Origin of the sequence: Nocardia pseudobrasiliensis NBRC 108224 (genome assembly GCF_001613105.1) — a bacterium.
Classification (GTDB): Bacteria; Actinomycetota; Actinomycetes; order Mycobacteriales; family Mycobacteriaceae; genus Nocardia; species Nocardia pseudobrasiliensis.
The window spans coordinates 36,031-59,107 of sequence record NZ_BDBS01000034.1 but is presented as its reverse complement, the minus strand read 5'-3'; the positions used below and the strand labels follow the sequence as shown (position 1 = coordinate 59,107).

Sequence of the window (23,077 nt, the reverse complement as noted above, 5' to 3'; positions counted from 1 at the left end):
CCATGTCCGGAATCTCGCGCGCCGAGGGTTGGCGACGGCGCGGCCCGCTGCTGCCCGCGCTGATCTTCATGATCGTGGTCACCCAGGTGCCGTTCGTATTCACGCTGTACTACTCCACCCAGTCGTGGAATCTGGTGCGGCCGGGTTCGCGGCATTTCACCGGGCTGCGGAACTACGCGGATGTGTTCCGCGACAGCCAATTTCGCGAAGTCGCTTTCAATACCGTCATTCTGATCGCGGGCACGGTGATCGTCTCGGTGATCCTCGGACTGCTGCTGGCCATCCTGCTCGACCGCGCCTTCCTCGGCCGCGGCATCGTGCGGACTCTGCTCATCACGCCATTTCTCGTGACACCGGTTGCAGCGGCGTTGATTTGGAAGACGACCATGCTCGACCCGGTGTTCGGATTGATCAACTTCGTATTGAAACCGTTCGGGGCCGGCCAGATCGACTGGGTGAGCAAATATCCGCTCCCGGCGGTGATGGCCGAATTGGTCTGGCAGTGGACGCCTTTCATGATGCTGCTCATCCTGGCGGGCCTACAGTCGATGCCTCGCGACATCGCCGAGGCCGCCCGGGTCGACGGCGCGGGCGCGCTGCAGATCTTCCGCGAACTCACCCTGCCGCATCTGCGCCGATTCATCGAACTCGGCGCGGTCCTCGGCGCGATCTATCTGGTCAACACGTTCGACGCGGTATACATGATGACCTCCGGCGGGCCGGGCATCGCCAGTTCGAATCTGCCGTTCTACATCTATCAGCGCGCCTTCCTCGGCTTCGATATCGGCCAGGCCGCGGCGATGGGTGTGGTGACCGTCGTCGCCACCACCGTGGTCGCCACGCTCGCGCTGCGACTGCTGTTCCGGTCCTTCACCGGTAGAGAGGAGGCGGCCTGATGAATGCGAAGCGACGCGACCGAATCGGCGCGGCCTGGGGCGTACTGGCCTGGGCGATCGGCCTCGGGATGTTCTTCCCGGTGCTGTGGATGGTGCTGACGGCGTTCAAACAGGAGGGTGACGCCTACACCGATCCGCCGAAACTGCTGTTCACCCCGACGCTGGACCAGTTCTCCGCGGTTCTGGACAGCGGTATCGGGACCACCCTGCTCAATTCCGCCTTCGCCACGATCGTCTCCACGATTCTCGTACTGGCCCTGGGCATTCCGGCGGCCTTCGCACTGTCGCTACGCCCGATCCGGCGCACCCGCGACGCGCTGATGTTCTTCATCGGCACCAAGATGCTGCCGATCGTGGCCGCGATCGTGCCGCTGTACGTGATCGTCGGCGATATCGGCCTGCTGGACAATATCTGGGCCCTGGTGATCCTCTACACCGGCATGAATCTGCCCATCGCGGTGTGGATGATGCGCTCGTTCTTCCTCGAGGTCCCGGGCGAGCTGCTCGAGGCCGCCGGAATGGACGGCGCCGGAACCCTCACCGCCGTGCGCGAGGTGATCGCGCCCCTGGTCTCCCCCGGAATCGCCGCCACCGCGCTGATCTGCGTCATCTTCTCGTGGAACGAATTCTTCTTCGCGGTGAATCTGACCGCGGTGCAGGCACAGACGATTCCGGTCTATCTGGTCGGCTTCATCACCGGCGAGGGCCTGTACTGGGCGCGGCTGTCGGCCGCGGCGGTCCTGACCGCCCTGCCCGTGGTGCTGGCCGGATGGCTGGCGCAGAACAAGCTGGTGCGCGGCCTGTCCTTCGGTGCGATCAAATAAGGAAGTAGCAATGGCCACAGTTCGTTACGAGAACGCCTCCTGTACCTACTCCGGCGCCGATACCCTCGCGGTCGACTCGCTCGACCTCGACATCGCCGACGGCGAGTTCATCGTCCTGGTCGGGCCCTCCGGCTCGGGTAAGTCCACCGCGCTGCGCATGCTGGCCGGGCTGGAGGACATCGACAGCGGCTCGATCCGCATCGACGGCCGCGATATGGTCGGGGTGCCGTCGAAGGACCGCGATATCGCCATGGTGTTCCAGAACTACGCGCTGTATCCGAGCAAAACCGTCGGCGAGAATATGGGTTTCGCGCTGAAGATGATGAAAGTTCCGCTGGCCGAACGCAAGCGCCGGGTGGCCGAGGCGGCCGAACTGCTCGGGCTGACCCCGTATCTGGACCGCAAACCCGCGAAACTGTCCGGTGGACAGCGCCAGCGGGTCGCGATGGGCCGGGCCATCGTGCGCGAACCGCGAGTGTTCTGTATGGACGAGCCGCTGAGCAATCTGGACGCGAAGCTGCGCGTGCAGACCCGCACGCAGATCGCCGCGCTGCAGCGGCGACTCGGCGCCACCACCGTCTACGTCACCCACGATCAGGTGGAGGCCATGACCATGGGCGACCGGGTCGCGGTGCTGCGCGACGGCCGCCTACAGCAGTTCAGCACCCCGGGCGAACTCTACGACCGCCCCGCCAACGCCTTCGTCGCCGGATTCATCGGCTCACCGTCGATGACCCTGTGCACCGTGCCGCTGGTCGCCGAGGGCATCGATCTCGCGGGCGCCATCATCGCGCTGCCCCGCGAGCGCATGTCCGCACTCGCCGCGGCCGATCTGGAGCGGGTAACCATCGGCATCCGTCCCGAACATCTCCGATTGCGGCAGGGCGCTGCGGGTTTCACCGTGACCGTCGAACTGGTCGAGGATCTCGGCAGCGAATCCTTCGTCTACGCCCGGCTGCCCGGCACGCCCGTGGCCGGACTCGACGGCGAGGAGGTCACCTTCGTCGCCCGCTCGCCACAGCGCGCCCCGGCCCGCCGCGGCGAGTCGGTCACCCTGCTGATCGACGACCCGTCCGCGATTCACCTGTTCCACCCGGGCACGGGCGAACGGGTCGGCGACTGATTCACGAACCCGTCATCGTGAAGGCGGCATCGGCCGCGACGGAGATCAGCGCGACGGCCGCCGCGGCGGCCACCGCGACATGGGTGCGCCGGTAGTGGGTGGTGAGCACCGCGACGAATTCGCGCAGGAAGGCCGCGGGTAAGTAGTAACCCGCGGTCCGAGCGCCGAGCACCTGGGCGTCGATGCCCATGCGCCGGGTCAGCGCGGCCGTGCGCAGCACGTGAAAGTTGCTGGTGACCACCGTGATCCGGATTCGGTCCGCGGGCAGGCCGCGGGCCTCGAGTTCGCGCAGTCCATTGCGCAGATTCTCCTCGGTATTGCGCGAGCGCCGCTCGCGGACCACGACCCCGCGCGGTATGCCGTGCGCGGCGAGGTAGCGGCCCATGGCGTCCGCCTCGGAGATGGCCTCATCCGGTCCGCGACCGCCGCACACCACGACCAGCGGACCGGCCCCCGCGGCCACCGCCGCGTGGTAGGCCCGGATCCCACGCTCGAGTCGCGCCTTCAGCAGCGGCGTGACCCGGACCAGATTCAGACCGCAGCCGAGTACCAGGACCGCATCGGTCTCCGGTTCGTCCGGCAGATTGCTGTAGAGCAGGGCGTAGCCGCCGAACGCGATCAGATGGGCGAGCAGATACAGCGAGAGGGTGCCCATCGTGACCACCAGCCCCGTAACCCAGGGCGGGACACGCGGATCCGCGCCCACCGCCACGGTCGCCGCCACCAGCATCAGCAGGCCACCGCCGACCACGATGGGAGTACAGGTGATCGGCGCGGGCCCCTCCCGCCGCATCACCAGCACGCCGTTGGCGATCAGCGCAATGCCCGCGCCCAGCGGCACGAGGGCCACCAGAATGCCAACGCCGAGACGCGACACCGTGATCGGCGACAGCTCCGCGATCGGTCCGCCCCAGCCGAGCAGCAGCGCCGAAAGGGCCGCCAGCAGAACGAATCCCGTGGATAGTCGGCGTGGTTCGTACGCCGTGCGTATCGCCCCGATGATCGCCAGGGCCGTGCCGATGATCAACAGCGCCGCCGATCCCATCGTCCTCGCCTCCCTCTTCCACCGCATCGTGGTAGCCGACGCAGCGGCGATTCCCCGTTGTGCCGCAACCAAACAACGGACAATCCACCCGACCCCGCGTTTCGACCGGTCGAATTTTTCAAATGTTCCGATCATGTTTTTTGCCTGGATTCCGAATGTATTTCGAGAAAAGGTCCTTCTTTATGTTGTACGCTTGCGCATCGTAGCGGGCGAAAGCCGACTCTCAATTCGTCGGGGGGGTTATTCAGTGTCTTATATCGGTTTGCTGAAAACACCGGGCGCGGCGACCCTTTCCCTGTCGGGACTGATCGGCCGGTTTCCCGCATCGATGCGATCGGTCAGCTGTGTGCTGTTCGTCGTCGCGATGGACGGCGCCCTGCGCACCGCCGGAATCGTCGCGGGCACACTGGTAGTCGCCCAGGGCGTTGCCTGGCCGTACATCGGCCGTCTGGCCGATCGCTTCGGCCAGCGCCGCGTGATAGTCACCGGCGGCGCGCTGAATCTGCTGGCCACCGCCCTGCTGGCCGCCACGATCGCCCTCGCCGCGCCGCCGTGGATTCTGCTCGCCGCGGCCCTGTGCGCGGGCGTCACGGTGGTCCCGCTCGGCTCGTTCGTGCGCGCCCGCTGGGCGAGTCTGGCCGAACCCGGCCGATTGCGCACCGCCTACGCCGTCGAGTCGATCCTCGACGAGGTCGTCTTCGTCACCGGGCCGCTGCTGGTGGTCGCGCTGGTGACCGGCGTGCACGCCTCCGCCGGACTGATCGCCTGCGTCGTGCTGACCACCGTCGGCTCACTACTGCTCGCGGCGCATCGCCGCTCCGAACCCGCCTCCGGCACAACCGAAGCCACGCGCGGAGGCGGGGCGATCGGCATACCCGGCATGCGGGTCCTGATCGCGGCCTATGTGGGTATGGGCCTGTTCCTCGGCGCGGTCGATATGACGATCATCGCCTACGCCCGCGAACATCGGATCACCGAACTCACCGGCCTGCTGATGGCCCTGACCGCGTTCAGCAGTCTGCTGTCCGGCCTGTGGTTCGGCGCGGTGGACTGGCGTGTTCGCAAGGATCGGCTGTTCCTGGCGGCGATCGCGCTGCTGGGCTTGGGCGCGGTGCCGCTGGCCCTCGGCGGTCCGACCGTCGTGATGGCCGTCAGCGCATTCGTTTCCGGCCTGGTCGTCTCGCCGACCTGGATTTCGGGCAGCGCGCTGGTCCAGGCGCTGGTTCCGGCGGGATCGCTGTCGGAGGGGTTCGCGTGGCTGTCCAGTGTCGCCGCACTCGGGTCCGCCCTCGGCATCGCGATCGGCGGCCAACTCGCCGACCGCGACGGCTTCCAGGCGGCGGGCTGGCTGGCCGTCGGCGGCGGCGCCTTCGCCTGCTGCGCCACCGTCGCCGGATCCGAAATCCTCACTTCCACAAAGGAATCCGAGCTCAGCCAACAGGCGTGAAATGTAGTACACAGGGAGGACGCCGTGACCCACGACCGTATCGGGGCCGCAACCGAGGCCGGGCCACTGCCGGTGGCACGCATAGCATTCGACGATTTCCGGGCGCTGGGCCGGGACGCGATCATCCGGGCGGACGTACCCGTCGTGATCGATCGCCTGCCGCAGCAGCGCGCCTTCGACCGCGACCTGGTGCTCGAACGGCTCGGCGACGCGCCGGTGACGCTGTTCTCCGAGCCGAGCAACCGGGAGAACACCGAGCGCTGGGAGACCTCGCGAATCCAGCTGCGAGAGTTCTTCGCACGCTATGCCGACGGCACGGACGGGCAGTCCTGGCATCGCATAGTCGCCAATATCATGAACATGCCCGAGGCGGTCCGCGCGATCATCGGATTCGATCCCGAGGTGCTGTTCGGGCCGCGCGGTTTGCGCAATGCCGCGAATCTGTGGATCAGCCACCGCAGCGTATTCACCCAGAGCCATTTCGACGAGCTGGAGAACTTCAATATCCAACTCGAGGGCCGCAAGCGGTTCATCCTCATGCCGCCGGGATTCCGCGACTATTATCCGCGCTCGCTGCTGCAGGGTTTCGGCGACAAGTCACAGGCGTTCGACTTCACCGATGTCGACCCACGCCGCTTTCCGCGACTCGACGCGCGCCTGCCGCAGCGCCGCGACATCCTGCTGGAACCCGGTCAGATGCTGTATCTGCCGCTGGGCTGGTGGCATCAGGCCGAATCGGTGGACGAACTCAATATCAATATGAACTTCTGGATGTGGGATCCGAAGATCCTGCGCCGCCCCTACGTCCTGGGCAGTGCCCTCTACACCGCCGCCTTCCGAAAACTCAAGGGCGTCTACAACTATCAGCCCGAAACGGCCGGGAGCACCCGATGACCGACCGCAAGCAGATCACCCCGACCCACGCCTATCGCAATAACGACAAGTTGGTCGGTATCGGCAATACCTTCTGGGACATGTCCGAACGCAACGGGCTGGCCGGAATCGTCGCCGATCTCGACGACGGCGTACTGCGCACCCGGCCGGGGCTCGAATACGCCGCCGCCGGACACGAATTCGTCAATTTCAGCTGCTGCTCGTATCTGGATCTGGACACCCATCCGAAGGTGATCGAGGGCGGGGTGGAGGCGCTGCGCCGCTACGGCGTCTTGGACCACTGCATCGCGCGCAGCCGCGTGCAGATCCCCGCGATGCTGGAACTCGAGGATTCACTGAGCGAATTGCTCGGGGCCACCGTGGTCTGCGCCATCTCCGCCAGCACCGCGACCTTCGGCCTGCTGCCGCTGATCGCCTCCGGACACCTCGGCAACGGCACGCGCCCGCTGATGATCTTCGATCGCTACGCGCACATCTCGATGGCCAACGTCAAACCGGTCTGCGCCGATGAGACCGAGGTCGTCACCTCACCCCATCACGATCTGGATTTCATCGAGGACGCGTGCAAGAAATACGCCCGGGTGGCCTACGTCTGCGACGGCAGCGACAGCCTGGGCGGCTACGCCCCGGTCCGCGAACTGGCCGCGCTGCAGGACAAATACGGTCTGCTGGTCTACTACGACGATTCGCATTCCATGTCGGCCTACGGTGAGCGCGGCATCGGCTACGTCCGCTCGCACAGCCCCGTACTGGATGAGCGCACCATTGTCGTGATGACGCTCAACAAGGCGTTCGGCACCAGCGGCGCGGCCATCGTCCTGGACGGCTATTCCAAGCAGACGCTGCGCGTCATCGAGCGTTTCGGTGGGGCGCTGAACTATTCGCAACTGCTGAATACCGCCGCGTGCGGCGCGGGTCTGGCCTCCGCGGAGATCCATCGGACCGGCGAACTCACCGAACTGCAGGATCGGCTGTATCGCAATATCGCGCTGTTCGATTCGCTGGTCGGCACCGATCAGGCGGGCAGCACCTATCCGATCCGGCTGGTGCCGATGAGCGACGCGACCGTGATCGAGGCGGGCCGCACGGTCTTCGAGGCCGGGTTCTACGTCTCCCCGGTGTTCTTCCCCATCGTGCCGCGCGGCACCGCGGGACTGCGGGTCATGTTGCGCGCCGGGCACACCGAGGAACAGATCCGCGACCTGTGCGCGGTGCTCACCGGCGTGGGTGCGCCCGCGGGCGCGGTCGAGCCGGAGCCGGTCCGGTGACCGCCGGGGCGCGGGCCATCCCCCGCAGCATCTTCTACACCCCGGCCCTGTCGCTGGATCGCGTCGTCAAGGCGTGGTCCTACGATGCCGACGTCCATCTGATCGATCTCGAGGATTCCGTTCCGGCGCAGGCGAAATCGCAGGCGCGCATCATCTGCCGCGAGGCGCTGGAGAAGGCCCCCAATCCGGCGAATATCGCGGTCCGGATCAACGAACTCGGCTCGATCGAGGCGATGCGGGATCTGATCATGCTCGCCGAGAGTTCGGCCGCACCGGGATTCATCGTCATGACGATGGTCTGCGCGCCCGCGGAGATCACGCTCGTGCGCAACGCCTTCGCCGCCGCGGGGCGGCATCCGGAGATCTATGTGACCGTCGAAACCGTCGAGGCGATCGCCGCCATGGACGCCGTCGCCGCGGTCAGCGACGGATTGGTCTTCGGCTCCGCCGATTTCGCGGCCACGCTCGGCATCGAGATCACCTGGGCGGGCATGCTCGGCGCCCGGCACGCGATGGCCATGGCCTGCGCCCGCTACGGCATCGCCTGCATCGATACGAGCAACTTCCACCTCGAGGAGCCCGCCTCGCTCCAGGAGGAGATCGACGGGACCCGAGCGCTGGGCTTCCACGGCAAGGTGGCCATCCATCCCGAACAGCTCGCCGCGATCAATCGGGCCTATCGCCCGGATCCGGATGAACTGCGGTTCGCCCGGCGGGTCACCGAGGCCGTGCCCGTGGGCGGCGTCGCGGTACTCGACGGCAATATGGTCGGCCCGCCGTTCGCCCGCAAGGCCCGCGCTGCGGTCGCGCTCGCGGACGCCTGGACCGCACGATTCGGAGGCCGGGAATGATCATCACCGAACCCCTGCGGGTCGCCGTCATCGGCACCGGCATGATCGGGATGGATCTGGTCGACAAGATTCACCGATCGGCGCTGCTGCACTGCGAATTGGTGGCCGGGCGTAATCCGCTGTCGGCGGGGGTGCGCCACGCCAGCGAGCTCGGCTATCCGGTCAGCTCCGACGGCATCGACGCGATCCTGGCGGCGCCCCGCCCGTTCGACGTCGTCTTCGACGCCACCAACGCGCACTCCCATCTCGAACACTGGCGTCGCCTGGAACCGCTGGACACGCTGCTGATCGATCTGACGCCCAGCAAGATCGGGCACATGGTGGTGCCGACGGTCACCGGCACCCGGGTGCCGGAACAGCGCGATATCAGCCTGATCAGCTGCGGCGGTCAGGCGTCGGTGCCCCTCGTGCACGCGCTCGCGCGGGCCTTTCCGACCCGTTACATCGAGGTCGTCACGACCGTCGCCAGCACTATCGCCGGGCGCGCGACCCGGCTGAATCTGGACGAATTCGTCCAGACCACCCAGCAGGCGCTCAGCGTCTTCAGCGGGGTGCGCGACACCAAGGCGATCATCAACATCAGCCCGGCGGTACCGCCCGCGACCTTCCGGGTGGCGATCTCCGCGGAGGTCGAGGGCGCGACCACCGAGAGCGTGTACGCCGTCGTCACCCGGGCCGCCGAGGAGGTGCGGGCCTTCGCGCCCGGTTACGCGATCACCGCGTGCACGGTCGCCGATACGCGAGTGTCGATCTCGGCCGAGGTGATCGCCACCAGCGCGGTGATGCCCCGGCACGCGGGGAATCTGGACATCATCAACGCCGCGGCCGTTCTGGTCGCCGAACAGTATGCGGCCAGCCGGGATTCGGCCGCCATGACCAGGGTGGGGCAATGACGACGAAGGTACTCATCCACGATCCCACGCTGCGCGACGGCCATCACGCCGTACGCCATCAGCTCGGCGTCGAACAGTTGCGCGCATACGCGGCCGCCTGCGATCGAGCGGGCATCCCGGTCGTGGAGGTCGGGCACGGCAACGGCCTCGGCGCCTCCTCGCTGCAGGTCGGGCGGGCCGCCCTCACCGACGACGTCATGCTGTCGACGGTGCGGGAGGCGTTGTCGCACAGTCGAATGGGCGTATTCATGCTGCCCGGCTGGGGCACCACCGCCGATCTGCGTCGCGCCCTGTCGCACGGGGCCGATGTGGTGCGGATCGGTACGCACTGCACCGAGGTGACGCTGGCCGAACGGCATCTGGGCTTCCTGCGCGAGGCGGGCGCCGAGGCGCACGGGGTGCTGCTGATGAGCCATATGGCCACCCCGCAGGAGCTGGCCGAGCAGTGTGCGCGGCTGGTCGAGTACGGGGCGCGGGCGGTCGGCATCCTGGACTCCGCGGGGCATTTCCTGCCCCCGGACGTCACCGCGCGCATTGCGGCGATCGCCGCGGCGGTCGAGGTGCCGGTGATCTTCCACGGGCACAACAATCTCGGTATGGCCGTGGCGAATTCGCTGGCGGCCGCGCAGGCCGGGGCGGGCATCATCGACGGCTGCGCGCGCGGATTCGGCGCGGGTGCGGGCAATACTCAGCTCGAGGTGCTGGTGCCGGTGCTGGAGCGGATGGGGTTCGATACCGGGATCGATCTGTACGGCCTGCTCGACGCCGCCGACCTCGCCGAGCGGACGCTCATGCCCGCGCCGCCGATCACCAATTCGCTGAGCATCGTGAGCGGATTGGCCGGGGTGTTCTCGGGTTTCAAGAATCCGGTGCTGGATCTGGCGGGGCGGGCCGGGGTGGATCCGCGCGATGTGTTCTTCGAACTCGGCCGGCGGCAGGCGATCGCGGGGCAGGAGGATCTCATCGTCGATGTGGTCGCGGAGTTGAGCGCGCGCGGGGAGGTGCGGGTGTGAGCGGCGTGGCGCCGATGATCGACGCCGCGCGGATGGGCGGTGCGGAGGTGCTGCGGGCGGTCATCGATACGCTCGGCGACGCCTTCGCCGACCTGTCCGCCGGGCGGGCAGTATCCCCGGAACGCACTCTGGTACAGCATGATTCGACCATGTCCGAGCTGCTGGTCAGTCCGGCCGCGTGGAGTGCGCGCAAACTCGCCGCGGTGAAGGTCACCACGCTCACCCCCGCAAATGCGGGGCGGGGGCTGCCGCTCATTCACGGCGTCGTGGTCCTGACCGAACTGGAGTCCGGGCGCATCCTCGCGCTGCTCGACGGCGCCGAGTTGACGGCGGTGCGGACGGGTGCGGTGGCGGCTCTGGCCACGCGGATGTGCGCGCGGCCGGACGCGGGTGATCTCGCACTGGTCGGCGCGGGGGTGCAGGCGGGTGCGCTATTGCGGGCGATATCGGTTGTGCGGCCGGTACATTCGGTGCGCATCTGGTCTCGGACGCGAGAGCGGGCAGAGGTCTTCGCGCGGCGCGTCCGGCAGGAGCCCGGCGCGCCCGGTCGGATCATCGTGTGCGACAGCGTCTTCGATGCCGTGCACGATGCCGAGGTGATCTGCACGACCACCGCGACCGGTGATCGCACGCCGCTGGTCGAGGCCGATTGGGTCGCGCCCGGTGCGCATCTCAATGCGATCGGCGGCATTCACGAGGATGCGCTCGAATTCGATCCCGGATTACTGAAATCCGCCTTCGTCGCGGTCGAAACCCGTTCCGCGGCAAGGGAAGAGGCGGGTGAGATCCGAGCAGCGCTCGCCCAGGGTTTCCTCACGCTCGACGATCTGCACGAACTGGGCGCGCTGCCCGCCCGCCCCGACGGCCGCACCACGGTCTTTCGCGGCGTCGGCGCGGCCATCGAGGACACCGCCGCCGCGGCGGCCATCTACGAGGAGTTTCGGCGATGACCCTGCGACGCGTCGGCGACAACGAATACGTCGAGGAGCACGGTGGCGATTACGAGGACTTCGAACCCGGCATGGTCATCAAGCACTGGCCCGGACGCACCGTCTCCGAAACCGACAACACCTGGCTGACCCTGCTGCTGATGAATCAGCATCCCCTGCATTTCGACGAAACCTACGGCGCCGCTTCCGAATACGGCCGCGTGCTGGTCAACAGCTCCATCACCCTGGCGCTCATCGGCGGTATGACCGTGCAGGCCCTGTCCGCCCGCGCCGTGGCCAATCTCGGCTGGGACCGGGTCCGGCTCGCCGAACCGGTCTTCGTCGGCGACACCCTCTACGCCACCTCCCGCATCCTCACCAAACGCCGCTCGCGGTCGCGACCGACCCAGGGCATCGTGACGGTCGAGACCACCGGCGCGAAATCCTCGGGCGAAACGGTCATCACCTTCGAACGATCGTTCCTGGTGCGGTGCCGTACCAGCGCAACCGATTCCGGTTAGATTCGAATCGGGGGGTTCGCCGAGGAAGGGAGCGATCGTGCGCAGGCTGGTGGACATCTCCGTACCGCTACAGGCGGGCATCGCCTCGGATCCGCCCGGGCTGCTACCCGAGATCGACTATTACGGCCACGCCGATACCGTCCAGGATGTGCTCGGATTCTTTCCCGGGGCCACCGCATCGGATCTGCCCGACGGCGAGGGCTGGGCCGTCGAGCGCGTGCGGATCTCCACGCACAACGGCACACATCTCGATGCGCCCTACCACTATTCGGCCACCATGGATGGCGGTGCGCGGGCCATCACCATCGATGAGGTGCCGCTGGAATGGTGCCTACAGCCCGCGGTGAAGCTGGATTTCCGCCACTTCGACGACGGCTATGTGGTCACCGCCGAGGATGTCGCCGCCGAACTGGATCGCATCGGCCACCGGCTAAGCCCACTCGAGATCGTCGTCGTCAACACCGCCGCCGGAACCCGCTACGGCACAGCCGATTACGTCTCCTCCGGCTGCGGCATGGGCCGCGCGGCCACCCTGCACCTCCTGGAACAGGGCATCCGCCTCACCGGCACCGACGCCTGGAGCTGGGACGCCCCTTCGTCCACACCGCCGCCCGCTACGCCCGCGACCACGACCCCTCGATCATCTGGGAGGGTCACCGAGCCGGTCGCGACATCGGCTACTGCCACCTGGAGAAACTCCACAACCTGGAGTCCCTCCCCGCGACCGGCTTCCAAATAGCCTGCTTCCCGGTCAAAATCCACGCCGCCTCCGCGGGCTGGACCCGGGCGGTGGCGATCTTCGACGAGTAGCGGCTAGGCGTTCACCGTTTCCCGAATCTCCTCCGCCCCGAAGACTCCCGCGCCCGGAATCGCGTCCAGGAGACGTCGGGTGTACGGATCGCTCGGGGACTTCAGAACCTTGTCCACCGGGCCCTGTTCCACAACCTTGCCCTCACGCATGACCACCACGTCGTGGGCCAGGGCCTGGACGACGGCCAGGTCGTGGGAGATGAACAGGTAGCTGACGCCCAGGCGGGTCTGCAGATCGGACAGCAGGGTCAGGATCTGCTTCTGAACCAGGACGTCGAGCGCCGAGACGGCCTCGTCGCAGACGACCAGCCGGGGTTCGATGGCCAACGCCCGGGCAATGGCCACGCGCTGACGCTGACCGCCGGACAGCTCGTTGGGATAGCGATGGGTCACCGAGGCCGGGAGCGCCACCCGCTCGAGCAGTTCGGCCACCCGAGCCCGCCGCGTCTCCCGATCACCGATGCCGAAGGCCCGCAAGGGCTCCGCGATCAACCGCTCCACGGTCCACATCGGATCCAACGACGAATACGGATCCTGGAAAACCGGCTGCATGGCCAACCGAGCCGCCCGCAACCGCGCTCCCCGCAACCCGACAGCCTCCTGCCCATCCAACCGAATCGTCCCGGAGGTAGCGGCCACCAGCCCCAAAATCATCCGAGCCGTAGTCGTCTTCCCCGACCCCGACTCCCCCACAATCGCCGTAGTCCGCCCCCGCCCAATAGTGAACGACACATCATCCACCGCCCGCAAAACCCCACCCCGCCCCCGAATCTTGTACTCCTTACACAGATGCGCAACCTCCAGCACCGCCACACCCTCGAGCTGCGCAGAACCATCACCCAAGGCAACTCCCTCAGCCTTGATGGATCCCACCGAAGCGGTCCCCTCGTCCGGGGTAGGCCCGTCGGTCGAGGAAGACTTCTCGGCGGGGGCAGAACTCGCGGCGCGAGCACCTTCTTCAGCTGAGGCGACCTCCCCTGCCGGAACAGAGCCATCAGCCGACGTAGACCCTTCGGCTGTGGCGGACCCATCGGCCTGGGCAGACTTCTCCACCGGAGCGGACTCTCCGGCCGAGACAACCTCCTCGACCTGACCCGAACCATCAGCGGCGGAAGCGCCCTCGTCCGAGACAGAGCCTTCAGCCGCTGCAGCCTCTTCCGCTTGGGCAGAACCTTCGGTGGAGGGAGACCTCTCGTCTGAAGCGGAACCCTCAGCTCGAGCGCCCTCTTCACCCGAAACGGCCTCCGCCACAGCAGCAGAGCCGTCATCCGACGTAGCCCCTCCGACCGCGGGAGCCCTCTCGACCTGAGCGGAATCCTCCACCGCAGCGGACTTTTCGGTTGAGGCAGCCTCCTCCGCCTTGACGGAACTGTCGGTCGAGGCAGATTCCTCAGCCGTGGCGGAACCATCGGCGTGAGCGGACTTCTCCACCGGAGCGGACTCTTCGGCCGAGGCGGAACCATCAGCTCGAGTGGACTTCTCCGCCGGAGCGGACTTTTCAACCGTGGCAGCCGCTTCGGCCTGAGTACCGTCGGCCCGGGCGGAAGCCTCGGCCGGGGCGGTCTCTTCCGGCTGGGCGGAAATCTCCGTCGGAGTGGGCTTTGCGGTCTTCGAAGCCTTTGCCGCGCCGTTGGTTTCGGCTGCGGCCGACTTTGGCGCACCATTGGTTGCGGACGTTTTCGCAGCGCCGTTGGTTTCGATGGCGGCGGCTTCGGGGGTCTGCTCGTCGAGGATCGCTTCCGCGATCAGGGGGACGACTCGGGCGGGGGCGGCGGCGACCAGGCGCTTGGTGTAGTCGTGTTGGGGGTTGGTCAGGACGTCTCGGGCGGGGCCGGTTTCGACTATTCGGCCCTCGGACATCACGATTACGCGGTCGGCGCGTTCGGCGGCGAGGCCGAGGTCGTGGGTTACCAGGAGCAGGGCCGTGCCGAGGTCTCGGGTGAGTTTGTCGAGGTGGTCGAGGATTTGGCGTTGGACGGTTACGTCCAGGGCCGAGGTGGGCTCGTCGGCGATCAGGAGGTCGGGTCGGCAGGCCAGGCCGATGGCGATCAGGGCGCGCTGGCGCATGCCGCCGGAGAATTCGTGGGGGTACTGGCGGGCGCGGCGGGCGGGGTCGGGCAGGCCTGCCTCGCCCAGGAGTTCGATCGCTCGGTTCCGGGCCTCGCCTCGCGTGCAAATACCGTGTGCCAGCAGGGTTTCCGAGACCTGGCGGCCGATTCGCGAGACGGGATTGAGGTTGGACATCGGATCCTGCGGAACCAGGCCGATTTCCTTGCCGCGCAGCCGCCGCAGCCGCTTCTCCGCGGCGTGGGTGATGTCCTCACCGCGCCAGCGGATACTGCCGCCGGTCACCCGGCCCGCGCCGGGCAGCAGACCGATAATGGCATGGGCCAGTGTCGATTTACCGGATCCGGAGGCGCCCACCACCGCGACCCGCTCGCCCGGCGCGATGACCAGGTCCACGCCGTGGACCGCCGTCGCCGCGCCGTAGGAGATCCGCAGATCGCTGATCGCCACGAGTGGTTCGGTCATTGCCAGCTCCTTCACCGGCTCGTCTTCGGGTCGAGCGCATCACGCAGCGCATCGCCGAAGAGGTTGAATCCCAAGCAGATCAGCAGCAACGCCAAGCCGGGGAAGATGCCCGGCCACGCCGTCCGCAACAAATACTGCTGCGCATCGGAGAGCATGATGCCGAGACTCGGCGCGGGCGGTTTGATACCGAGTCCGAGGAACGACAGGATCGCCTCACCGAGCACGGCCGTCGGCATGATCACGGTGGCCTGCACGATGATCGGCGCCAGCGCGTTGGGCAGGATGTGCCCGGCGAGGATCCGCCACGACGGCACATTCATCGTCCTCGCCGCCAGGACGAAGTCGGTTTCCTTGAGCCGCAACGTCTCCGCGCGCACCACCCGCATCATCACCGGAATCTGCGCGATGCCCAGCGCGATCGCGGCCTCGCCGAGACCCGCGCCGTAGATCGCGACCAGTCCGACCGCGAGGATCACGAACGGAAACGCCAGCAGCACATCGGCCACCCGCGATACCAGTGCGTCCAGCCACCGCCAGTATCCGGCCAGCAGCCCCAAAGGTACGCCGACGACCACCGCGCACAGCACCGCCAGCACACCCACCTCGAGCGAGGCGCGCGTGCCGTAGAGCACCCGGGACAGAATGTCGCGACCCAAATCATCGGTGCCCAAAAGGAATCCGGTCGTACCAGGCTTCTGGAACGGCGTCGCGAAATGCACCTCGGCGGGCGCGTAGGGCGCCAGCAGCGGCGCGAACACCCCGACGAGGATCACGATCGCCAGCAGCACCGCCCCCAGCAGCCCCAGCGGATTACGCCGCAGATGTCGCAGAATCCGGCCGCGGGCCTGCGCGGGCGGCGGGGTGGTGACGGCCTCGGTGACCGTGACGGTCGTATCGGTGACGGTCATTGCGCCCTCCCGGACACTCGCACCCGCGGGTCGATGACCGTGTACAGCACGTCGACGAGCAGGTTGATCAGGATGTACGAGGCGGTGATCACGAGCACGACGGCCTGGATCACCGGATAGTCGCGGGTGAACACCGAATCCAGCGTCAGCTTCCCGATACCCGGCAGGCTGAAGATGCGCTCGGTCACCACCGCGCCCGCGATGAGCAGTCCGAGCTGCAGGCCGATGACCGTGGTGACCACAATCAGGCTGTTGCGCAGCCCGTAGCGCAGGATCACCGCGCGCTGCCCGAGCCCCTTGGCCCGTGCCGTGCGCACGAAGTCGGCGGTCAGCGTCTCCACCATCGACGAGCGGGTCTGCCGCTGCACCACCGCCGCGTGGGTCACGCCGAGGATCACCGCGGGCAGGGTCAGGAAGTAGATGCCGCGCACCGGATCCTGGAACGGGGACACATACCCCGAGGCCGGGAACAGCCCCAGTCCCACCGAGAGATACAGCACCGCCAGAATGCCCAGCCAGAACGTCGGCACCGACAATCCGACCAGCGAGAAACCATTGGCCAGCCATTCCGGCCAGCGCCCGCGATACACCGCCGCGGCCACACCGCCGATCACGCCGACCAGCACCGCGACCAGCATGGCGTACAGCGCCAGCTGCAGCGTCACCGGCAGCGTCGTGCCGATCATGTCCCGCACGGGGGTGCCGGTGCGGATGGAACGGCCGAAATCGCCGGTGACCGCGTGCTTGACGAATTCGAGGTACTGCACCGGTAGCGACTTGTCCAACCCCAGCTGGGCGCGCATCGCGGCGATGGCGGCGGGATCGGCCTGCTCGCCGGCCATCGTGGTGGCGGGATCACCGGGTAGCGCCCGGACTCCGACGAAGACGACCAGCGAGACGAGAACGAAGGTGACAGCGGACTGCCACAAGCGATGGAACACATACTGCAGCATGGGTATTCAGCTATTCCGATCCGTGACGAACGCGGCCTTGCCGACCCGGACCGCGCCGTCGGCGTACACCTCGATCCCCGTCACCGAGGTCGAGTGCACGGTCAGATTGCGCAGCCGGTAGGTGTAGATATAGGGGTTCTCCCGCTGGAGGAACCGGACCGCCTGCTCGTACAGCGCCCCGCGCCGCTGCGCGCTGGTGCTGTGCGCGGCCCAGCCGAGCACCTCGTCCATCGCGGGCGAGCTGTATCCGCTGTAGTTGCCGCTGGAACCGGTGGTGAGGAATCGGGAGATGTTGCCGTCCGGATCGAGCCGGCCCGACCAGCCCAGCAGCAGCGCCTCGTAGGAGCCCTTCTTCTGAGCGGTGAGCATATCCGGGTATTCGGTGGGCACCAGCCGCAGATCGAAACCGCCCTTGGCGACCTCGGCCTGTAGCGCCTGGGCGTATTCCTTCTGATCCGAGACATTCATGACCTGCATGGTGATCGGATACGGAATTTGCACGCCCGCCTCGGTGAGCAGCTGTTTGGAGCGCTCCGGATCGAACAGCGGACAGGCCGTCCCGACCTGTGTCGCATAGGAGGTGCGCGGCGCGATCGGCGTGCAGGCGGGTTCATACCAGCCCTTGAAGACCTTGTTCACCAGGGCCTGTCGATCGATGGTCAGCGAAAGTGCCAGCCGGACACGGGGATCGCGCGCGAGCGGGGTGTCGATCGGCTTGATCGGCTTCCCGGCCCCGTCGACATTGCCGATATTGAGATAGAAGCCCTGGAAGCCGAACGAACCCGAAACCAGCAGGTGCAGCCGCGGATCCGCATTGAGCTCGTCGACATCGGTCGGCGACATCGTATCCGCGACCTGGATCTCACCGCTGCGCAGCGCCGCGGCCCGGGTCTTGGCATCGAGCATGATGCGGTAGGTGATCGTGTCGAAGTGCACGTTCTGCGCGTCGTAGTACTCGGGATCGCGCTCCACCGCGATCGATACGCCCGGTACGCGCTTGACGAATTTGAACGGCCCCACACACACCGGATGATCGCCGAAATCCTTGCCCTCCTCCTTCAGCGCCGTCGGCGACATGATCATCCCGGCCCGGTCGGCGAGCGCGGCGGTGATCGGCGCGAAGGGCGTGCTGTAGTGGATGGTCACCTGGCTCGAACCGTCGGTGTCGATATCGGTGATCGGGCCCATCTCACCGGTGCGTTGCGAACCCTCCAAGCGCAGATGCCGCTCGAGACTGGTCTGCACGGCGGCCGCGTTGAACGGGGTGCCGTCGGCGAATTTGATGCCCGAGCGGATCGGGATGGTGACGCTCAGACCGTCGTCGGACAGCTGCGGCAGCCCGGATGCCAACTGCGGCACCAGATTTCCGGAGGAGTCGTTGTCGTAGAGCTTCTCGCAGACCGTGCTCATCACATAGCGCATGTACAGCGAGCTGGAGGTGGTCGGATCGAGCCGGTCCGGATCGTTGGACAGGCCCATCACCAGATCACCGCCCTGGCGCACCTGCTGGTTACCGATCGGCGTGCCGTAGTCGTCCATATGCGTGACGACCGGGACCGGCGGCTGCGATTGGGAACAGGAGCCGAGGGCGAGGGCGACCATGCCGAACGCGATCGCGCGGAGCAAGCGAATACGCATCGTTGTCAGCCCTTGTCTACCCGGAACGCGGCGTAGCCGAGACGTACGACACCGTCCGGATACATCTCGACGCCGGTCACCCGCGTCGAATGCACCGTCAGCAGGCGCTCACGATAGGTGTAGATGTACGGATTGTCCTTCTGAATCGCCTGTACCGCTTGCTCGTACAGCTTCGCGCGCTGCTCGGTGTCGGTGATGCGACCGGCCCGGCCGAGCAGATCGTCGAGCGCGGGCGAACTGTAACCGCTGTAGTTGCCGCTGGATCCGGTCACCATGAACCGCGTGATGTTGGCGTCCGGGTCGATCCGGCCCGACCAGCCCAGCAGCAGCGCCTCATAGGTACCGCGCTTCTGCACATCCAGCATCGTGGCGTATTCGGTGGGCTGCACATCCAGGGCGAATCCGCCCTCGGCGATGCTGGCCTGCAGAGCCTGCGCGTAACGGAGCTGATCCGGACTGTTCTGCACCTGTAGCTTCACGTGATACGGCAGCTGCACGCCCGCCTCCGCCAGCAATTGCTTCGAACGATGCGGATCGTAAGCGGGACAATCGGTTGCCGCGGGCGTGGCATAGGTGCTCTGCGGCACCACCGGCGAGCAGGTCGGCTCGTACCAATTGTTGAACACGGTGTCGACCAGCGACGCTCGGTCGATGCTCAGCGACAGGGCCTCGCGGACACGCGGATCCTTCGCCAGCGGGGTGTCGATCGGCTTGGCGGGCTTACCCACACCGTCCACATTGCCGATATTCAGATAGATACCCCGGAAACCGAGCGCCCGCGACTGCAGCAGGTGCAGTCCCGAATCCTTCTCCAGCGCATCGACATCCTGCGGCGAGATGGTGTCGGCGACCTGAATATCGCCGGAACGCAGATTCGATGCACGAATGTTGGCATCGGCCATGATCCGATAGGTGATGGTGTCCAGGTGCACCTTGCGCGCGTCGTAGTACAGCGGATCGCGCTCCACCACGATCGAGGTCTGCGGCACCCGCTTCACGAATTTGAACGGGCCCACGCACACCGGATGATCACTGAAATGATCACCCGACTTCTCGATTTCGGTGGGCGACATGATCATTCCGGCCCGGTCCGCCAGTGCCGCGGTGATCGGCGCGAACGGCTTCTTGTATTTGATCACCACCGCCGCGGAGCCCTCGGCCTCGATCGAGGCGATGGGGCCCATCTCGCTGGTTCGCTGCGAGGTCTTCATCGTCAGATGCCGCTGCAGACTCTTCTGCACCGCGGCGGCGTCGAACGCGGTACCGTCGGCGAATTTGATCCCGGTACGAACCGGAATGGTGACCGTCAATCCGTCCGACGAGACGGTAGGCAAATCGGTTGCCAACTGCGGCACCAACTTTCCCGCCGCGTCGTTGTCGTAGAGCTTCTCGCACATCGAGCTCATGACGTAGCGGGTATACAGGGAACTCGAGGTGGTCGGATCGAGCTTGTCGGGTTCGTTCGACAAGCCCATAACAAGATCACCGCCCTCGCGCACCGATTGCGTACCCACCGGGGTACCGAAATCATCCGTGTGCGTTGCGTTCCGATCCGGATATTGCAACGGCGCACAGGAAGCGAGCGCCACGGCGAGCACGCCGAGCCCCGCCAGCCTGGACAGGCGTACGAGCATGGGCAACAACCTACTTCACGAACTCGATTTTTTCTCGCTGGAAATATGATTCGTCTTCAATTGCCGAAAAAGGGTGCCACTCATAGCGATCCGCGCCGTGCGGACCGCTGTATCGAGCCCTCTCTACGGTTATCGCCCGGTGGCGTACCCCTGCATTCCGCGAGGGTTCGCACCGGCCGACAGCACACCGGTTTCCGCATCACGAGCCACCGCGCACAAACGTCCCTCGGACCACGGTCCACCCACCGTGACGCGATGACCCCTGCGCTCGAGTTCGCCGATCACATCGGAACCGATCCGCGATTCCACCACCACCGCACCGGGATTCATCACCCGCGGATAGAACGACCCCGGGAAACTCTCCTGATGCCAGTTCGGCGCGTCGATCGCGCCCTGCAGATCCAATCCACCGCGCACCGGCTCGCGCAGTGCGACAGCCAGGAAGAAATGCAGATTCCATTGATCTTGTTGATCCCCGCCCGGGGTGCCGAATGCCATGACCGGCGTATCACCGCGCAGCGCCAGCGACGGACTCAGGGTGGTACGCGGACGACGTCCCGGGACAAGGGAATTCGGCAGATCCGAATCCAGCCACGACATCTGCAACCGGGTGCCCAGCGGGAAACCGAGTTCCGGTACCACCGGATTCGATTGCAGCCAGCCGCCACTCGGCGTCGCGGCGATCATATTGCCCCAGCGGTCCACCACGTCGAGATGGCAGGTATCGCCCCGGGTGGCCCCGTTGGATTTGACCGTCGGCTCGCCCGCGCCGATCGGAACCGCCACGCCCGCGGCCGAACTCGTGCGGACATACTCGCTGAGGCGAGGTTCGGCCCCGTCCGGGCTGCCCGGTCGCAGTTCCTCCGAGGCCCGCGATCCGATCAGCTCCCGGCGCGCCGCGTTGTATTCCGGAGACAGCAGCGTCGCGAGCGAGACCGAGGTGCTGTCGCCGTACCACGCCTCGCGATCGGCCATGGCGAGCTTGGAACCCTCGATGAGCCGGTGGTAGTACTCCGGCGTCGCGTAGTCCAGCGGTTCGCTCAGCAGCGCCAACTGTTGCAGCAGCGCCGGGCCCTGACTCCACAGTCCGGGCTTGGCGACGGTCCATCCGTTCCAGGTGTAGGTCGCCGGATCCTCGTATGTCGCAGCGTAATTCGCGATGTCCTCGCCGGTGAGCGTGCCGGTGTGGCGCTCGCCGGAGGTATCCATCGTGGGCCGCGCCGCGGCGGCGACCAGGGCCTCGGCGATGAAACCCTCCCGCCAGACCCGCCGCGCCGCGTCGATCTGCTTGTCGCGATCGGCGCCCGCGGCCTCGGCCTCGGCCAGCACCCGCTGCCAGGTCGCGGCCAGCGCCGGATTGCGCAGCAGCGCACCGGGAGCCGGTGGGCGGCCGTCGGTCAGATAGACCGCCGCGGAACTGCGCCACTCGGTGTCGAACAGCTCGGCGACCTCGGCGATCGTCTGCCCGATCCGTTCGACCGCCGGAATTCCGCGCTCGGCGTAGCCGATCGCGTAGGACAGCACCTCGGCCAGCGATTTCGTACCGTGATCGCGCAGCAGCACCAGCCACGCGTCGAAGGCGCCGGGTACCGCGGCGGCCAGCGGCCCGGTCCCCGGCACCAGATCCAGTCCGAGCCCGCGGTAATGCTCGATCGTCGCCCCGGCCGGGGCCGGACCCTGACCGCACAGCACGCGCGGAGCACCGCCCGCGGGCGCGAGGATCATCGGCACCTCACCGGCGGGACCGTTGAGATGCGGTTCCGCGACATGCAGCACGAAGGCCGCGGCGACGGCGGCGTCGAAGGCATTGCCGTCGTTCTCGAGCACCGCCATCGCGGTGGACGAGGCGAGCCAATGGGTCGACGACACCATCCCGAAGGTGCCCTGCAGGGTCGGACGCGTGGTGAACACCGGGTGAGTATTGCCTCTCGTAGTTGTTTCGTCCAGAACTACTTCACACCGCGACCCGATGGAACAGCACCTGTTCCAGCAGCGCCACCAGCACATCGCGCACCGATTCCCGGCTGCGCGCATCGCATTCCACGAGCGGGATCCAATCCTCGAGTTCGAGCGCCTCGCGGACCTCGGCCAGCGCGAAGCGACGCTCGTTCTCGAAGCGGTTGACCACCACCACGAACGGCGTGTTCTTCTTCTCGAAATAGTCCAGCACCGGGTAGCAGTCGTCGATCCGGCTGGTGTCCACCACGATCACCGCACCCAGCGCGCCGTCGACCAGGTCGTCCCACAGGAAGACGAACCGATCCTGGCCGGGCGTGCCGAACAGGTAGAGGATCAGCGATTGGTCCAGCGTGATGCGGCCGAAGTCGAGCGCGACCGTGGTCTGCGTCTTGTCCTCGCGTCGCCCCGGATCGTCCACATCCATCGAGACCTCCGTCATCGCGGCCTCGGTGGCGAGCGGTTCGATCTCGGAGATCGCGCCGATGAAAGTTGTTTTGCCGACCCCGAATCCACCGCTGATCACGATCTTCACCGAGGAGGGCGTGCTCGGGCCGAAGGACCGGTCAGAGCGCTCGGACAAGATCACGGATCCTCTCGATCGCGGCGATGGACAGCTCGGGCGCCTCACGCACGTTGACATAGCCGGCGGCGGCCAGATCGCTGACGATCACCTTGGCCACGCCGACCGGAACACGCAGTGCCGCGCCGATTTCGGCGATGGAATGCGGCTGCTGGCACAGCTGCACCACGGCTCGTTGCTCGAGTTGCAGCGGCGCCGGCAGCGCCGAAGGCGGCGCCTGCACCATGGTTTCGATGCGCAGGCCATCGATCACCGGTGTGGTGCGGCCCCCGGTGACGACGAAGGGACGCACGAAATCATCGTGTTCTTCCTGCTGCCCGGGCCGGTTGCCGAACCAGCCGAACATATCTTGGGTCGGG

General features: G+C 66.9%; 20 protein-coding genes and 1 pseudogene. 12 read left to right on the top strand and 9 right to left on the bottom strand.

Features of this window, described 5'->3' with window-relative positions; translation table 11 throughout:
* Positions 1–2 precede the first annotated feature (2 nt).
* The 3 genes from NP4_RS26045 to NP4_RS26035 are packed head-to-tail and all read left to right on the top strand — an operon-like array spanning position 3 to position 2,843.
* The gene (locus tag NP4_RS26045) at positions 3–896 is read left to right on the top strand and encodes a carbohydrate ABC transporter permease (RefSeq protein ID WP_068003039.1); all 894 of its coding nucleotides are present in this window, start codon (positions 3–5) and stop codon (positions 894–896) included.
* Complete coding sequence (locus tag NP4_RS26040; protein WP_068003035.1) at positions 896–1,720, top strand: carbohydrate ABC transporter permease; 825 nt, start codon at positions 896–898, stop codon at positions 1,718–1,720. Before NP4_RS26045 ends, NP4_RS26040 begins: the two co-directional genes overlap by 1 nt.
* A 10-nt stretch (positions 1,721–1,730) precedes the next feature.
* A complete protein-coding gene (locus NP4_RS26035) occupies positions 1,731–2,843 on the top strand; it encodes an ABC transporter ATP-binding protein (RefSeq protein ID WP_068003032.1) in 1,113 nt (370 codons plus the stop codon).
* Position 2,844: 1 nt separating this feature from the next.
* Here NP4_RS26035 and NP4_RS26030 read toward each other — a convergent pair whose 3' ends face one another.
* Complete coding sequence (locus tag NP4_RS26030; RefSeq protein ID WP_068003029.1) at positions 2,845–3,888, bottom strand: YdcF family protein; 1,044 nt, start codon at positions 3,886–3,888, stop codon at positions 2,845–2,847.
* A 247-nt stretch (positions 3,889–4,135) separates the two neighbouring features.
* Here NP4_RS26030 and NP4_RS40220 point away from each other — a divergent pair, with 247 nt between their 5' ends.
* The 9 genes and pseudogenes from NP4_RS40220 to NP4_RS25985 all read left to right on the top strand — a co-directional run bounded on the left by NP4_RS40220 (position 4,136) and on the right by NP4_RS25985 (position 12,514).
* On the top strand, positions 4,136–5,335 hold the full coding sequence (locus tag NP4_RS40220) for an MFS transporter (protein WP_169813809.1): 1,200 nt from the start codon (positions 4,136–4,138) through the stop codon (positions 5,333–5,335).
* Positions 5,336–5,359: 24 nt separating this feature from the next.
* Complete coding sequence (locus NP4_RS26020; protein WP_211335959.1) at positions 5,360–6,229, top strand: cupin-like domain-containing protein; 870 nt, start codon at positions 5,360–5,362, stop codon at positions 6,227–6,229.
* On the top strand, positions 6,226–7,497 hold the full coding sequence (locus NP4_RS26015; protein ID WP_068003026.1) for an 8-amino-7-oxononanoate synthase family protein: 1,272 nt from the start codon (positions 6,226–6,228) through the stop codon (positions 7,495–7,497). The genes NP4_RS26020 and NP4_RS26015 overlap by 4 nt, the downstream gene beginning before the upstream one ends.
* Positions 7,494–8,348, top strand: coding sequence for an HpcH/HpaI aldolase/citrate lyase family protein (locus NP4_RS26010; protein ID WP_068003024.1), 855 nt, complete (start codon positions 7,494–7,496; stop codon positions 8,346–8,348). Before NP4_RS26015 ends, NP4_RS26010 begins: the two co-directional genes overlap by 4 nt.
* Positions 8,345–9,241, top strand: coding sequence for an acetaldehyde dehydrogenase (acetylating) (locus tag NP4_RS26005; protein WP_068003021.1), 897 nt, complete (start codon positions 8,345–8,347; stop codon positions 9,239–9,241). The genes NP4_RS26010 and NP4_RS26005 overlap by 4 nt, the downstream gene beginning before the upstream one ends.
* Positions 9,238–10,254, top strand: a complete 1,017-nt coding sequence (gene dmpG / locus NP4_RS26000; RefSeq protein ID WP_068003019.1) for a 4-hydroxy-2-oxovalerate aldolase — start codon at positions 9,238–9,240, stop codon at positions 10,252–10,254. The genes NP4_RS26005 and dmpG overlap by 4 nt, the downstream gene beginning before the upstream one ends.
* Positions 10,251–11,204 (top strand): ornithine cyclodeaminase family protein, encoded by a 954-nt coding sequence (locus tag NP4_RS25995; RefSeq protein WP_211335960.1) that lies wholly within the window; start codon positions 10,251–10,253, stop codon positions 11,202–11,204. The genes dmpG and NP4_RS25995 overlap by 4 nt, the downstream gene beginning before the upstream one ends.
* Entirely contained in the window at positions 11,201–11,704 is a 504-nt protein-coding gene (locus tag NP4_RS25990) for a MaoC family dehydratase (RefSeq protein ID WP_068003016.1), read from the top strand. Before NP4_RS25995 ends, NP4_RS25990 begins: the two co-directional genes overlap by 4 nt.
* Before the next feature lie 37 nt (positions 11,705–11,741).
* Positions 11,742–12,514: pseudogene (locus NP4_RS25985) on the top strand (cyclase family protein).
* A 3-nt stretch (positions 12,515–12,517) separates the two neighbouring features.
* On the opposite strand, the gene NP4_RS42775 reads toward NP4_RS25985, so the two are convergent.
* From NP4_RS42775 to NP4_RS25940, 8 genes are all read right to left on the bottom strand, one after another.
* Positions 12,518–15,046 carry a dipeptide ABC transporter ATP-binding protein gene (locus tag NP4_RS42775; protein ID WP_245998518.1) on the bottom strand — a complete coding sequence of 843 codons (2,529 nt, stop codon included), beginning with the start codon at positions 15,044–15,046 and terminating at the stop codon, positions 12,518–12,520.
* An 11-nt stretch (positions 15,047–15,057) separates the two neighbouring features.
* On the bottom strand, positions 15,058–15,954 hold the full coding sequence (locus NP4_RS25970; protein WP_068003013.1) for an ABC transporter permease: 897 nt from the start codon (positions 15,952–15,954) through the stop codon (positions 15,058–15,060).
* A complete protein-coding gene (locus NP4_RS25965; RefSeq protein WP_245998524.1) occupies positions 15,951–16,895 on the bottom strand; it encodes an ABC transporter permease in 945 nt (314 codons plus the stop codon). Before NP4_RS25965 ends, NP4_RS25970 begins: the two co-directional genes overlap by 4 nt.
* 18 nt (positions 16,896–16,913) lie before the next feature.
* Entirely contained in the window at positions 16,914–18,545 is a 1,632-nt protein-coding gene (locus NP4_RS25960) for an ABC transporter substrate-binding protein (protein WP_068003009.1), read from the bottom strand.
* Between the two features lie 5 nt (positions 18,546–18,550).
* Positions 18,551–20,059 (bottom strand): ABC transporter substrate-binding protein, encoded by a 1,509-nt coding sequence (locus tag NP4_RS25955; protein WP_245998525.1) that lies wholly within the window; start codon positions 20,057–20,059, stop codon positions 18,551–18,553.
* A 249-nt stretch (positions 20,060–20,308) separates the two neighbouring features.
* On the bottom strand, positions 20,309–22,090 hold the full coding sequence (locus NP4_RS25950) for a gamma-glutamyltransferase family protein (protein WP_114755862.1): 1,782 nt from the start codon (positions 22,088–22,090) through the stop codon (positions 20,309–20,311).
* 43 nt (positions 22,091–22,133) lie between these two features.
* On the bottom strand, positions 22,134–22,721 hold the full coding sequence (locus NP4_RS25945; RefSeq protein ID WP_373863869.1) for a GTP-binding protein: 588 nt from the start codon (positions 22,719–22,721) through the stop codon (positions 22,134–22,136).
* Positions 22,702–23,064, bottom strand: a complete 363-nt coding sequence (locus tag NP4_RS25940) for a DUF742 domain-containing protein (RefSeq protein ID WP_062508578.1) — start codon at positions 23,062–23,064, stop codon at positions 22,702–22,704. The genes NP4_RS25945 and NP4_RS25940 overlap by 20 nt, the downstream gene beginning before the upstream one ends.
* Positions 23,065–23,077: the final 13 nt, after the last annotated feature.

Bases quoted from the DNA above. Each gene is read 5' to 3' on its own strand.
- dmpG (WP_068003019.1), top strand. From the start codon at position 9,238: ATGACGACGAAGGTACTCATCCACGATCCCACGCTGCGCGACGGCCAT.
- NP4_RS42775 (WP_245998518.1), bottom strand. From the start codon at position 15,046: ATGACCGAACCACTCGTGGCGATCAGCGATCTGCGGATCTCCTACGGC.
- NP4_RS25960 (WP_068003009.1), bottom strand. From the start codon at position 18,545: ATGCGTATTCGCTTGCTCCGCGCGATCGCGTTCGGCATGGTCGCCCTC.
- NP4_RS26015 (WP_068003026.1), top strand. From the start codon at position 6,226: ATGACCGACCGCAAGCAGATCACCCCGACCCACGCCTATCGCAATAAC.
- NP4_RS25970 (WP_068003013.1), bottom strand. From the start codon at position 15,954: ATGACCGTCACCGATACGACCGTCACGGTCACCGAGGCCGTCACCACC.
- NP4_RS26035 (WP_068003032.1), top strand. From the start codon at position 1,731: ATGGCCACAGTTCGTTACGAGAACGCCTCCTGTACCTACTCCGGCGCC.
- NP4_RS26030 (WP_068003029.1), bottom strand. From the start codon at position 3,888: ATGGGATCGGCGGCGCTGTTGATCATCGGCACGGCCCTGGCGATCATC.
- NP4_RS25940 (WP_062508578.1), bottom strand. From the start codon at position 23,064: ATGTTCGGCTGGTTCGGCAACCGGCCCGGGCAGCAGGAAGAACACGAT.
- NP4_RS26005 (WP_068003021.1), top strand. From the start codon at position 8,345: ATGATCATCACCGAACCCCTGCGGGTCGCCGTCATCGGCACCGGCATG.
- NP4_RS26040 (WP_068003035.1), top strand. From the start codon at position 896: ATGAATGCGAAGCGACGCGACCGAATCGGCGCGGCCTGGGGCGTACTG.
- NP4_RS25990 (WP_068003016.1), top strand. From the start codon at position 11,201: ATGACCCTGCGACGCGTCGGCGACAACGAATACGTCGAGGAGCACGGT.
- NP4_RS26045 (WP_068003039.1), top strand. From the start codon at position 3: ATGTCCGGAATCTCGCGCGCCGAGGGTTGGCGACGGCGCGGCCCGCTG.